This window comes from Microbacterium sp. PM5 (genome assembly GCF_003293595.1).
Taxonomy (GTDB): Bacteria; Actinomycetota; Actinomycetes; order Actinomycetales; family Microbacteriaceae; genus Microbacterium.
Window position 1 is genome coordinate 2,283,024 of the sequence record NZ_CP022162.1, and the last position, 12,822, is coordinate 2,295,845.

The window sequence follows — 12,822 nt, forward strand, 5'->3', positions numbered from 1 at the left end:
CCGCGAGACACCGGTTCTGCACCGAGACACCTGGCCACAACCGGTGTTTCGGTGCGCAGACGGTGTCTCGCGGTCGGGTCGCGGTCGGGGGCGGTCGGGGGCGGCAGCCGCGGGTGTCGGCGGGGCGCGGTAGCGTGCGGGGGTGTCGCGGCGGGAGGAGTGCGTGCTGTGCGGGCTCGCACGGCCAGAGGCGGATGCCGACGGCATCCTGACCTGTCCGGTGTGCGGGTGGCGGCTCGGCGACAGCCCCGATCCCGATCTGCCGCGCCCGCGCGTCGAGGTCGTCTACTACCTGCGGTGGGAAGAGCGCATCAAGATCGGCACCAGTCGCGAGCCACGCCAGCGCCTCGCCGCGATCTGGCATCAGGAGCTGTTGGCGTTCGAGCTCGGCGGCCGCGCGGTCGAGCGCGCGCGTCATGAGCAGTTCGCGCCCCTGCGCGAGGGCGGCGAGTGGTTCCGTGCCGCGCCCGAACTGCGCGCGCATGCGGCAGCGCTCGCCGACGGCATCCCGCCCTGGCACAGCTATGCCCGCTGGGTCGCCGACGCCCTTCGTCGTTCGGTCAGCTGACGCGCGTTCAGGCCGCCGCGCGGTGGCGGGCCAGGCGTGCGACTCCCGCGGCGCGCAGCCGGTCGGCGATCAGAATGGCCAGAGCCGTCCCGCCGACGCAGGATGCCGCGCACAGCGCGATGAATCCCACGAGCACGGGCGTGGCCATCGACCAGAGGTCGAACGACTGCGCCGCGAGGATCGGATACGCCACGCCGATGAGAGCGGCCCCGGCATAGTGCAGCCACGTCGCCCACCGTCGGTACAGCGTCACCATGAACGGGAGTTCGGGGAAGAAGGCCCAGAACAGCGTCGTCGCGACGGCCGAGATCGTATAGAACGGGGCGAGAACGAGCCCCGAGATGAGCCCCACCAGCAGGCCGGCGAACGGACGCTGCAGCAGGCGCAGTGCCACGACCGGCGGAATCACCCACAGGCCGGCGATCGCCACCGTTGCGAACGGCACTGTCGCGAACAGGGCGAGCGAGAGCCACCACCCCGCCGCGAGCACGACGCCCCCGGCCACGCCGATCGCGGCGCACGTCAGCAGGTACGCGGTCGATGCCCTGCCCATCAGTGCACCTCCGAAGCGGCGTGCGCTGTCGCGGTGGCCGCGCCCCGCCGCCAGTACCCGACGAAGCTGATGCGATCCTTCGAATGCCCGAGGCCGACGAGGTGACGCCGTGCCGCCACCGGGAGGGACTGCTCGCCGGCGACGAACACGTGGGTATCGGCCGTGGGGGCGCCCAGCGCGCGCAGGGCCTCGAGCGCCGGGGTGCCGGGGGATGCCGCGGCATCCCGCGCCAGCCACGTCACATCGACCCCCACGGGCGCCTCGAACGTCAGAACGTCGTCCGCGGACGGCGCTTCCACGACGACCGTCCCCGTCGCCGCGGCGGGAAGCGATGCGCAGATGCCGGCGAGGGCCGGCGCCGCCGTCTCGTCGCCGACCAGGAGCACCCGGTCGACACCGCGCTCGGGCGCGAAGCCGATGCCTTCGTCGATGATCACGACCGATTCGCCCACCGCCGCCGTCTCCGCCCAGCGCGAGGCGGGACCCGCCGTCGGGCCCGACCCGTGGAGGACGAAGTCGACGTCCAGTTCCGCACCGCCGCTCGGACCCGAGGCGCGATAGGCCCGCACCGAGTAGTTGCGCATGACTGGACGGATGCCCTCCGGGATGCGCAGGTAGCTCAGATAGCCGAGGATGCTGTTCGCCTTCGCCGGGATCCGCTCGAGCCCCGTGCCCGCGCTGTCGCTGCGGTGGGGAAGGAACAGGCGAAACCACTGGTCGTAGCCCATCGGCGAGAAGCGGGCGATGTCGCCCCCGCCGAGGGTGATGCGCATCCAGTGCGGCGCGAGGCGTTCGGTGCGGACGACCTCGAGGCGCAGGAGCGGCTGTGCAGACGGCTTCGTGAGGCGGGACGAGCGGGCCAAGGGAGCCCCTTTCGTGTGTGTGGACAGGGATGCGCAGTGCGGCGTCAGACGGTCCAGGGGAAGAGGGCGATCAGGATGGCGCCGCTCACCAGCCAGAAGACGACCACGAAGACGGTGTCGCGCCGGCGCCACGGGACGAGGTGACGCTCGGTGCGGTCGGGGTGGGCGCCGAAGGCGCGGGCATCCATCGACAGCGCGACGCGCTCGGCGTGGCGGATCGCGCCCGCGAGAAGCGGCACGAGATAGCCCCACCAGCGCGCGATCGCGGCAAACGGTCCGCGGCCGCCGTGCGACCCGCGCACCCGGTGGGCCTGGCGGATCACGTCGAGCTCGTGCCCGAACCGCGGCACGAAGCGGAAGGCGGCCAGTGCGGTGTAGCCGACCCGGTACGGCACGCGCAGCTGTTGCACGCTCGCCCGGACGAGGTCGGGGCCCGTGGTCGTCAGCCCCGCGATCAGCGTGAGCGCGACGATCGCGGCCAGGCGCAGTCCTGTCGCGGACCCGACCGCCAGGGCTCCACTGGTCAACGTCCACGAGCCGACGTGCGTGAGAACGGCGCCGCCGACGCGGGCGGGATCGGTCCACAGGCTCATCGACGCTCCGATGACGAGGGCCGCGGCGGGCAGCGCGACGAACAGCAGCAGGGCCACCCGGGCGGTCAGCCGCGCGCCGAGGAGCACGACGACATAGGCGACGGCGATGAACGCGAGCGGGGTGGCGAGGTCGCGCACGAACACCAGCAGGATCATCGCGGGCAGGGGCGCCGCGAGCTTCGCCAGGGGGTTGATGCCCTCCAGCGTGCGAACGCTCCCGCTGTCGGTGCGCGCCCACGGATCGGTGACGGCGGCGCTCACGGGGCCGTCACCCCCACCGGCAGATCGGTGAGGCGGGTGACGTCGGCAAGAGAAGGATGCCGCGTCATCCCCGCGAACGCGCGTCGCAGCGGCGGCTGACGGAGACCCGCCGCGCGCACCAGATCGTCGTCTGCGAAGATCGCGGCGGTCGCGGCATCCGCGATCACGCACCCCTCGGAGACGACGACCGTGCGATGCGCGTGCTCGGTGACCAGCTGCATGTCGTGGGTGACGACGAGGATCGTGGTGCCGTCGGCGCTCAGGCCCTCCAACAGATCCATGAGCTCGTCGGCCCGCGCCCGATCCTGACCGAACGTGGGTTCGTCGAGGGCGAGCACGGGCGCACCGGCGACGAGAGCGGTGCCCACCGACAGGCGCCGCTTCTGCCCGCCGGAGAGCAGGAAGGGGTGCACGTCGGCCTTGCCGTCGAGGTCGAACCGGCGCAGCACATCGAAGGCCCGCTCGCGCACCTCGTTCTCGGCGAGCCGCTGCCGCCGCAGGCCGTGCGCCAGTTCGTCGAACACCGTGTGCGCGATGAACTGGTGCTCCGGATTCTGGAACACGAAGCCGATTCGCCGCGACAGCTCGCGCGGATCGCTGCGCGCGACGTCGATGCCGTCGAGCACCACCTGCCCCCGCGGCACCGGGACGACTCCCGCGAGCGACTGCAGCAGCGTGGTCTTTCCCGCGCCGTTCGCGCCGACGATGGCGACGAACTCGCCCGCCGCCACATCCAGGTCGATGCCGTGCAGGATCTCGCGACGACCCCGCAGAGTGCGCAGCCCGCGGACACGTATCAACGGCTCTGCGGAGGCGACCGGCGCCGCATCGGCTGCGGAAGGGACGGATGCCGCGGGCGAGCCGGCCGGTGCGTCCGCCGCGTCGAGGGCGGTGCGCAGTTCGGTCGGGTCGAGCGGCAGAGGATCGAGCGCCCACCCCGCAGCGCGCAGACGCAGTGCGGCGAGGGTCGAGACGGGCAGCCAGACCCCCATCTCATGCAGCTCGGCGGCGCGGGCGCGCAGCACCTCGTCGACCGTGCCGTCGGCCACGGTGCGCCCGGTGCGATCGAGCACGACGACCCGGTCGATGATGCCGACGACGGCGTCGAGGTTGTGTTCCACGAGCACGATCGCGCGATCGCCGGCGGCGACGAGCGCGCCGAGCGTCGCGTAGACCTCTTCGACGCCCTGCGGGTCGAGGTTCGCCGTCGGCTCGTCGAGCACCAGAAGCGGTGAGCCCATCGCGAGCGCGCACGCGATCGCGAGGCGCTGGCGGCCGCCTCCGCTCAGACGGTCGGGGTTCTCGTGCCGCCGGTCCCACAGGCCGACCCGGCGCAGGCCTTCCTCCGCGCGCTCCAGCACGTCCGCCACGGGAAGACGCAGGTTCTCGGGGCCGAAGGCCACTTCGTCGAGGAGGGTTCCCGTCACCAGCTGCGCGTCGGGATCCTGGAACACCATGCCCACTCGCGTGCTCAGCACCGACACCGGGGTCTCGGCGGTGTCGAGACCGTCGACCTCCACCCGTCCGCGCACCGTGGCCGGCACCGCGTGGGGGATGAGCCCGTTGAGCGCCAGTGCGAGCGTCGACTTCCCGGCCCCGCTCGGACCGAGAAGCAGCACCACTTCGCCGCGGTTGACGACGAACGAGGCGCCGGCGGGAGCCTCGGCATCCGCTCCGTCGTGACGGATGCCGAGATCACGCACGCTCAGCAGAGCACCGGCCGCGCGGATATCGGGCACCGCGGCATCCGCTCCAGGCTCAGCAGTGGTCACGGTTCGTCCCAGGGTCGGTCGGGGGTCTCCCCTCAGGTTAGCCGAACCTAACTTCTCCCACCTAGCTCCTGTCCGGAACCCCGTATCAGCGCCGAACGATCTGCCGCGCGACGCCCGCCCGCCGCAGCGACGCGCCGACGCCGAGTCCGATCGCCGTCCAGGCCACCGGTCCGCACACCGACAGGGCGAGATAGGCGATCTGGGCCCAGAGCGGGTAGGCGCTCAGGTGCGCGGCGAAGAAGACCACGACCGCCACGAGGACACCGATCACGACCGCGGAGATGAAAAACCGCCACGCACCCCACGCGCGGTAGCGGGTGAGTGCGGCCACACCCTCCTGAATCGCACCGAACAGCAGTGCCGTGCCGAGGAAACGCGCGCTCCAGATCGGCGCGAACGCGCTGGCGACCAGCGCTGCCAGGACATGCGTCAGCACGGCCACCAGCGGCAGGCGCAGCACCTCCTGCGCGATGATGCCGGGAAGCACGTGCGCGCCCAGCACGAGGCCGTAGACGATGGCCAGACCGGGTACGGAGAGGACGATCGGCGTCACGAGCCCGGCGATACCGCCCAGGATGCCGGTGGCCACGCCGATTGCCGCGCACACCAGCAGGACGCGCGTCGACAGGACGGTGTTTCGGGCCACGCCTCCAGCGTAGCTGCGCGCTCGCGGAGCCCGAACCGGGAAAAACCCTCAGACCGTGCGGCGTCGAGGAGTCAGTCGCACCGCCGGAAGGGGTGGCGCCGGCACCCGCTCACGGTCGTGTCCGATGACGTGCCCGAAGCGCGCCGCGGCGGGATCGCCGCCGTCGGCCTCGCTCTCCCATGCTTCGCGCGCGGCCACGATCTCATCGTGCGAGCGCCCCACGAAGTTCCACCACATGACGATGTCCGACTCGAACGGTTCGCCGCCGATCAGGAACAGCGTCGTGTCCTCTTGCGCCGTCACCTCGACCCCGTCGCGATGGATGCCGAGGTACAGCAGCCCCTGGTCGGGGAGGGCGGTCGCGGCATCCTCCGCGGTGCGCACCTCGGGCACCCCGGCGACACCGACGAGGGCGTACTCCCAGGCCGGATCGAGCGGAAGGCGCACCCGCGCCCCCGCCGGCAGGCGGATCTCGGCGCCGACGATCGGCGTGTGCATCGTCGCGGGCGACGGCACGCCGGCGAAGACCCCGACCACGACCGTCGCCGTGGCCCCGGCGCCGTGCTCCCCGTCGTCGAGGGTGACGATCGGCAGGTTCTCGTGCCGCTCGAAGTCCGCCGCGCCGTGGCGCCGCGACTCCGGGAGGGCGACCCACAGCTGCAGCGCATCCAGTGGCACGGCGTCTTCGCCCAGGGAGTACTCGGAGTGTGCGATGCCGGCGCCGCTGGTCATGAGGTTGAGGACGCCGCGCCTGACCACCACGTCGTTGCCGAGCGTGTCGCGGTGGCGCACCTCGCCCACGAGCGGCCAGGTCACGGTCTGCAGGCCGATGTGGGGGTGCGGCTCCACCCGCATGCGCGCGGTCTGCGGCCCGAACCTGTCGAGGAAGCACCAGGCGCCGACCATCGGCAGTGCGCGCTGGGGCAGACTGCGGTGCACCTCCATCGCCCGCACGCCGCCGAGCGGGACCTCGCGGGCCTCCAGCAGCAGCGAGCGGGGACCGTCGCAGGCGGCCGGTCCGGCCAGGTCGGGGGCCGCGTCGTCGAGCCTGGTCATCCTCGGGACGACCCCACCCCTTCGTCGCCCGGCGTCGGCTCGGCGGTCGACGCGGCGCTCGCGGCCTCGACATCACCCTCGCGCCACGCCACGGCGAGGCCGGGCACCTCGTTCTTCTGCAGGTAGCTCACGACGAACGGGCACACCGGCACCACGGCAACCCCGCGCGCGGACTCGCCCTCCATCGCCGCCGCGACGAGCTTCGTGCCGAGTCCGCGTCCGCCGTAGGCGGGGTCGATCTCCGTGTGCGGGAAGACGTGCCGGCCCTCGGCATCCGCTTCGTACTCGGTGAAGCCGGCGACCCGTCCGTCGACGAGGATCTCGTAGCGGTCGGCGTCGTCGTTGCGGGCGATGCGGATGTCGTCGCTCATCACGTCCCTTTCGTGTGCAGGTGTCCTCCCACCGTAGGCCGGTTCTCGGTCAGGGCACCAGGCCTGTCGCGGCGGCGGGCGAACCGGGAGGATGGCGGGGTGACGTCTTCTTCCGGCCTCCGTTCGCGACGGCTCTCGCGCGCGCTGCGTTCCGCCGCGGCCGCCGCGGTGATCGCCCTCGGCCTGGCGGGTTGCGGTGCCTACGGTCCGTCCCCGTCCCCGTCGACCTCCGCTCCGTCACCCGTCCCGACGCCGACTCCCACCCCGACGCCCACCGTCGACCCGCTCGCCGGTCTGGACCTGCGCCAGCGCGTCGGACAGCTCTTCATCGTGGGCACGCAGATCGATGCGGCGACGCCGGCCACGATGGCGGCGGTCACCGACCGGCACGCGGGCGGGATCTTCCTGCACGGGCGTTCGCAGGCGGGGGCGGCGGCGGTCGCGGCGCTCGTGGGCTCGTTCACGAGCGCGGATGCCGACGGCATCCCCCTCTGGGTCTCCACCGACCAGGAGGGAGGCGAGGTCCAGGTGCTCACGGGGCCGGGTTTCGATGACATCCCGTACGCGATCCGGCAGGCGGACCTGCCCGACGACCAGCTGCGCGCCTCCGCGACGACGTGGGGGCAGCAGCTCGCCGCCGCCGGCGTCACCCTCAACCTCGCGCCCGTCGCCGACATCGTCACGAGCGAAGCGACGCGCTTCGACAATCCGCCGATCGGTGCGCTCGGCCGTCAGTACGGCTACGACGAGGCGACGGTGGTCGCCAAGGCCGGCGCGTTCGCCGACGGGATGCGGGCCTCGCGTGTCATGCCGGTGTTCAAGCACTTCCCGGGGCTCGGTCACGTCACCGCCAACACCGACACCACCGCCGACGTCGTCGACACGACCGTCACCGCGGACGGCCCCGACATCGCCGTCTACCGCCGTCTGCTGCAGGGCGGCCCCGCCGCCGTGATGGTCTCGAGCGCGATCTACCAGAACATCGACCCCTCTGCACCGGCGGTGTTCTCACCGACGGTGGTGGCCCTCGCCCGGTCGCTCGTCGGGCCCGACGCGATGATCGTCACCGACGACCTCTCCGCGGCACAGGCGGTGCAGGCGTGGAGCCCGGCCGATCGCGCGGTGCTCGCCGTGAGCGCCGGGGTCGACGTCGTGCTCGCATCGACGGACCCCAGCGTCTTCGCGGCCATGTACGACGCGGTGCTCGCCAAGGCGCAGACCGATCCCGCATTCGCACAGCGTGTGGACGACGCCGCACGACACGTGCTCGCCGCCAAGGCCGCGCGCCCCTGAGCCCACCGCGGCGGCACCGTGCGACGGTGGCACCGCGGCGCCTGGCAGACTCGGGTAATGACCTCGCCCGCGGCACTGACAGATCTCGTGCCCGTCGGCGCGTCGGCGGATGCCGCCTATCAGGGCTTCGTCGATTGGGCCGCCGGGCGCGGGCTGGCGCTGTACCCCGCACAGGACGAAGCCGTCATCGAGCTGGTGTCGGGCGCCAACGTGATCCTGTCGACGCCGACCGGCACCGGCAAGTCGCTCGTCGCGATCGCCGCGCACGCGGCCTGCCTGGCCGCGGGCGGCCGCTCGTATTACACGGCCCCGATCAAGGCGCTGGTCAGCGAGAAGTTCTTCGCGCTGGTCGAGGTGTTCGGCGCCGAGAACGTCGGCATGGTCACCGGCGACTCGTCGGTGAATCCGGATGCCGCGATCGTCTGCTGCACCGCGGAGATCCTCGCCAACATCGCCCTCCGCCACGGCGCGGATGCGGAGATCGCCCAGGTCGTCATGGACGAGTTCCACTACTACGGCGATCCCGATCGGGGATGGGCGTGGCAGGTGCCGCTCCTGCTGCTGCCGCAGGCGCAGTTCCTGCTGATGTCGGCCACTCTCGGCGACGTCACACCGATCGCCGACGATCTGGAGCGCCGCACGTCCCGTCCGGTGGCGCTCGTCACCGGCGTCGAGCGCCCGGTCCCGCTGCACTTCTCCTACGAGCGCCGGCCGGTGCACGAGGTGCTGACGATGCTCGTCGACGAGCGCGAGGTGCCGGTCTACATCGTGCACTTCGCACAGGCAGCGGCCCTCGAGCGTGCGCAGGCCCTGGCATCGGTCACCCTCACCACCCGCGCCCAGCGCGACGAGATCGCCGACGCCATCGGCGGCTTCCGCTTCACGACCGGCTTCGGCAAGACGCTGTCGCGCCTTGTCAGGGCCGGCATCGGTGTGCACCACGCGGGTATGCTGCCGCGCTACCGACGCCTCGTCGAGACTCTCGCCCAGCGCGGGCTGCTGCGGGTGATCTGCGGCACCGACACCCTCGGGGTCGGCATCAATGTGCCCATCCGCACCGTCATGATCACCGCGCTCAGCAAGTACGACGGCACGAAGATGCGCCAGCTCACCGCGCGCGAGTTCCACCAGGTCGCCGGGCGCGCGGGACGTGCCGGCTACGACACCCACGGCAACGTCGTGGTCATGGCGCCCGAGTGGGAGATCGAGAACGCGGTCGCGCTCGCCAAGGCCGGAGACGATCCGGCAAAACGCAAGAAGATCGTCCGCAAGAAGGCCCCCACCGGTGTCGTCAACTGGGGCGAGGGATCATACGAGCGGCTCATCGCCGCCGCTCCCGAGCCGCTCGTGCCGCAGCTGAAGCTCACCGCCGCGATGCTGATCAACGTCATCGGTCGCGGGGGAGACGTGTTCGGCCACGTTCGCGCGCTCGTGTTCGACAACCACGAGCCGATCGCGCGTCGGTTCGCCCTCGCCCGACGCGCGATCGCGATCTTCCGCACGCTCGTGGATGCCGGGATCGTCGAGATCGACCGCTCCCCGGCATCCGGCCCGCGCATCGCGCTCACCGTCGACCTGCAGCCGAACTTCGCGCTCAACCAGCCGTTGTCGCCCTTCGCGCTCGCCGCCATCGAGCTGCTGTCGCCGGACGACGACGTCCTGCCGGGCGGAGCCCCCGCGCAGGGCGGTGTCGGCACCGGCCACTACGCCCTCGACGTGCTGAGCGTCATCGAGTCGACCCTCGATGACCCGCGCGCCATCCTCGCCCAGCAGGAGTACCGCGCCCGGGGCGAGGCGGTTGCCGCCATGAAGCGCGACGGCATCGAGTACGACGAGCGCATGGCGCTGCTCGAGGAGATCACCTACCCGAAACCGCTCGCCGACCTGCTGACGCAGTCCTTCGAGGTGTTCGCCTCGTCGCAGCCCTGGGTGCGCGACTTCGAACTGAGCCCCAAATCGGTGGTCCGCGACATGTTCGAGCGGGCCATGTCGTTTGCGGAATACGTCTCCTTCTATCAGCTGTCCCGCAGTGAAGGGCTGGTGCTGCGCTACCTGTCCGACGCCGACCGTGCGATTCGCCAGACCGTTCCCGCTGATGCGAGAACCGATGAGCTGCGCGACATCATCGAGTGGCTCGGCGAACTCGTGCGCCAGGTCGACTCGAGTCTCGTCGACGAGTGGTCGGCGCTCATCGACCCGACGGCGGTGCTGCCCGAGGACGGCGCTCCGGTCGTGCCGCCGGCGCCGCCCTCCATCCTCACGAACGAGCGCGCGTTCACGGTGCTCGTGCGCAACGAGCTGTTCCGCCGGGTGCAGCTCGCGGCTCTGCAGGACGACGACGCGCTGGTCGCCCTCGATCCCGACGTCGACTGGCCGCAAGCCCTCGACCGCTATTACGACGAGCACGACGAGATCCTCACCGGCGGCCCCGCGCGCTCACCGCGGCTGTGTGCGATCGACACGGCGGATGCCGCGGCATCCGGTCTCTGGCGCGTCGAGCAGACGATCGACGATCCGGCCGGAGACCACGACTGGCGTATCCGGGCCGAGGTCGATCTCGCCGCATCCGTCGAGGAGGGAGCCGCCGTCGTCCGCGTCACCGAGGTCGTGCGGCTCTAACCCTCCCCCCGCCCCCGCTCCGGCGATCCGGCGATCGCCGAACCGCCATGTTCTGCGCGAGCCGCCATGATCTGTCGTGGCGGCTCGGCGGGATCGTGGCGGCTCGGCGGGGTGTGGGTGGGGTGTGTGGGCGGTGCGGGTGTGGGTGTCGGATGCCGCGGCTAGCCTGGACGGGTGAGTGCAGCTACCGATCGGTACGACGACCCCTACGCGGACGTGCCGTGGGATGTGGATGAGCTGACTCCGCCCGACGACGCCGACGCCCCGCCGCCGCCGGAGTACGACGGGTATGCCGGTGCGCTCGCTCGCGCGACACGGGACGCGGCACCGGCCGCCAACCCGGCCGCCACCGCACCCGCCCGCCCGGCCGCGCCGCGAGCCGCCTCTGCGTCCGACCCGAAGGCCGTCCTGAAGGAGGTCTTCGGCTACGACGAGTTCCGCGGCGATCAGGGCGACATCGTGGCGCACGTCGTCGCCGGCGGCGACGCCGTGGTGCTCATGCCCACCGGCGGCGGCAAATCGATCACGTATCAGGTTCCCGCGCTCGTCCGTCCCGGCACGGGGCTGGTCATCAGTCCGCTCATCGCACTGATGCACGACCAGGTCGACGCCCTGCGCGCCAACGGTGTGCGGGCGGCGTACCTGAACTCCACCCAGAGCCCGTCCGAACGCGCCGGTGTCGAGCGCGACTTCCTCGCCGGCGAGCTCGACCTGCTCTACGTCGCGCCCGAACGCCTCAGCGCTCCCGCGACGAGTGCCCTGCTGCAGCGGGGCACACTCAGTGTGATCGCCATCGACGAGGCGCACTGCGTCAGTCAGTGGGGTCACGACTTCCGTCCCGACTACCTCGCGCTCGGAGATCTGAGCGCGCGCTTCCCCGGGGTGCCGCGCATGGCGCTCACGGCGACGGCCACGCGCGCGACCCATCAGGAGATCACCGAGCGGCTGCGCCTGCCCGACGCACGGCATTTCGTCGCGAGCTTCGATCGTCCCAACATCCAGTACCGCATCGAGCCGAAGGTCGATCCGCGCCGTCAGCTGCTGCAGTTCGTGCGCGCCCAGCCTGTCGGCGCCGCCGGAATCGTCTACGCCCTCAGCCGTAAGTCGGTGGAGCAGACGGCCGAATATCTGCGCACGCACGGGGTCGATGCCCTGCCGTACCACGCGGGATTGGATGCCGCGGTGCGTGCTCACCACCAGCAGCGCTTCCTCCGCGAAGACGGCGTGGTGATGGTCGCCACGATCGCTTTCGGAATGGGCATCGACAAGCCGGACGTACGCTTCGTCGCCCACATCGACCTGCCGAAATCGGTGGAGGGCTACTACCAGGAGACGGGCCGGGCCGGCCGCGACGGCGAGCCTGCCATCGCCTGGATGGCCTACGGCCTCGGCGACGTGGTGCAGCAGCGGCGTCTCATCGATCAGTCGCCGGGCGAGCGGTCGTACAAGATGCGGCTCGGTCAACACCTCGACGCGATGCTCGCCCTCTGTGAGACGGTCTCCTGCCGCCGGCAGAACCTTCTCGCCTACTTCGGGCAGAGTTCCGAGCCGTGCGGCAACTGCGACACCTGTCTCGACGGGCCCGACACCTGGGACGGGTTGGTCCCCGCCCAGAAGCTGCTGTCGACGATCGTGCGGCTGCAGCGCGAGCGCAATCAGGCGTTCGGCGCGGGGCACCTGGTCGACATCCTCCGCGGAGCGTCGACCGAGCGCATCCGTCAGCAAGGTCACGACACGCTCGCCACGTACGGGCTGGGAGCGGACCTCAGCGATCAGGACTGGCGCAGCGTCATCCGACAACTGCTCGCTCGCGGCGTCATCGTCGCGCGCGGCGAGTACGGCGTGCTCGCGGTCGGCGACGAAGGCGCGGCGGTGCTGCGCGGTGAGACGGCGGTGCCGCTGCGCCGCGACGTCCTCGGGCGCGGCGGGGGTGCGGCGCGCGTCCGCAAGGCCGCGGCGTCCGACGCCGTGGCCGACGGTGACCGCGACCTCTTCGAAGCCCTTCGCGCCTGGCGTGCCGGGGTCGCGAAAGAACAGGGCGTGCCCGCGTACATCGTCTTCGGCGATGCGACGCTGCGGGCGCTGGCCGAGCAGCGCCCGGCATCCATCGCGGCGCTCGACGGCATCACGGGCATCGGCGCGAAGAAGCGCGAGGCCTACGGCGAGGGCGTCCTCGCGGTCATCGCCGCGCACTGACGCCGAGCAGAGCGACGCGCACTCGCGCCCG

At 71.8% G+C, this 12,822-nt stretch carries 11 protein-coding genes; 4 read left to right on the forward strand and 7 right to left on the reverse strand.

The features are described 5' to 3' along the window. The first annotated feature begins 142 nt into the window (after nucleotides 1-142). Nucleotides 143-568: a GIY-YIG nuclease family protein gene (locus tag CEP17_RS11000; RefSeq protein WP_036319161.1), complete on the forward strand. Its 426-nt coding sequence runs from the start codon at nucleotides 143-145 to the stop codon at nucleotides 566-568. 7 nt (nucleotides 569-575) lie between these two features. Here the strand turns inward: CEP17_RS11000 and CEP17_RS11005 are convergent, their stop codons facing one another. The 7 genes from CEP17_RS11005 to CEP17_RS11035 all read right to left on the reverse strand — a co-directional run bounded on the left by CEP17_RS11005 (nucleotide 576) and on the right by CEP17_RS11035 (nucleotide 6,776). Next, complete coding sequence (locus CEP17_RS11005; RefSeq protein WP_112932262.1) at nucleotides 576-1,121, reverse strand: ECF transporter S component; 546 nt, start codon at nucleotides 1,119-1,121, stop codon at nucleotides 576-578. Beyond that, nucleotides 1,121-1,984, reverse strand: coding sequence for a siderophore-interacting protein (locus CEP17_RS11010; RefSeq protein ID WP_112932263.1), 864 nt, complete (start codon nucleotides 1,982-1,984; stop codon nucleotides 1,121-1,123). The genes CEP17_RS11005 and CEP17_RS11010 overlap by 1 nt, the downstream gene beginning before the upstream one ends. A 44-nt stretch (nucleotides 1,985-2,028) precedes the next feature. After that, entirely contained in the window at nucleotides 2,029-2,838 is an 810-nt protein-coding gene (locus CEP17_RS11015; RefSeq protein WP_112932264.1) for an energy-coupling factor transporter transmembrane component T, read from the reverse strand. Further along, on the reverse strand, nucleotides 2,835-4,610 hold the full coding sequence (locus tag CEP17_RS11020) for an ABC transporter ATP-binding protein (protein WP_112932265.1): 1,776 nt from the start codon (nucleotides 4,608-4,610) through the stop codon (nucleotides 2,835-2,837). Before CEP17_RS11020 ends, CEP17_RS11015 begins: the two co-directional genes overlap by 4 nt. 85 nt (nucleotides 4,611-4,695) lie before the next feature. Beyond that, complete coding sequence (locus CEP17_RS11025; protein ID WP_039413055.1) at nucleotides 4,696-5,256, reverse strand: ECF transporter S component; 561 nt, start codon at nucleotides 5,254-5,256, stop codon at nucleotides 4,696-4,698. A 48-nt stretch (nucleotides 5,257-5,304) separates the two neighbouring features. Beyond that, entirely contained in the window at nucleotides 5,305-6,312 is a 1,008-nt protein-coding gene (locus tag CEP17_RS11030) for a pirin family protein (RefSeq protein ID WP_112932266.1), read from the reverse strand. Next, nucleotides 6,309-6,776 (reverse strand): GNAT family N-acetyltransferase, encoded by a 468-nt coding sequence (locus CEP17_RS11035; RefSeq protein ID WP_343234086.1) that lies wholly within the window; start codon nucleotides 6,774-6,776, stop codon nucleotides 6,309-6,311. Before CEP17_RS11035 ends, CEP17_RS11030 begins: the two co-directional genes overlap by 4 nt. Nucleotides 6,777-6,782: 6 nt before the next feature. Here CEP17_RS11035 and CEP17_RS11040 point away from each other — a divergent pair, with 6 nt between their 5' ends. The 3 genes from CEP17_RS11040 to recQ all read left to right on the forward strand — a co-directional run bounded on the left by CEP17_RS11040 (nucleotide 6,783) and on the right by recQ (nucleotide 12,791). Beyond that, on the forward strand, nucleotides 6,783-7,976 hold the full coding sequence (locus CEP17_RS11040; protein WP_112932268.1) for a glycoside hydrolase family 3 N-terminal domain-containing protein: 1,194 nt from the start codon (nucleotides 6,783-6,785) through the stop codon (nucleotides 7,974-7,976). 57 nt (nucleotides 7,977-8,033) lie between these two features. Further along, the gene (locus CEP17_RS11045) at nucleotides 8,034-10,595 is read left to right on the forward strand and encodes a DEAD/DEAH box helicase (protein WP_112932269.1); all 2,562 of its coding nucleotides are present in this window, start codon (nucleotides 8,034-8,036) and stop codon (nucleotides 10,593-10,595) included. Nucleotides 10,596-10,769: 174 nt separating this feature from the next. Then, complete coding sequence (recQ, locus tag CEP17_RS11050; RefSeq protein WP_112932270.1) at nucleotides 10,770-12,791, forward strand: DNA helicase RecQ; 2,022 nt, start codon at nucleotides 10,770-10,772, stop codon at nucleotides 12,789-12,791. Nucleotides 12,792-12,822: the final 31 nt, after the last annotated feature.

Bases quoted from the DNA above. Each gene is read 5' to 3' on its own strand.
- CEP17_RS11045 (WP_112932269.1), top strand. From the start codon at position 8,034: ATGACCTCGCCCGCGGCACTGACAGATCTCGTGCCCGTCGGCGCGTCG.
- CEP17_RS11030 (WP_112932266.1), bottom strand. From the start codon at position 6,312: ATGACCAGGCTCGACGACGCGGCCCCCGACCTGGCCGGACCGGCCGCC.
- CEP17_RS11005 (WP_112932262.1), bottom strand. From the start codon at position 1,121: ATGGGCAGGGCATCGACCGCGTACCTGCTGACGTGCGCCGCGATCGGC.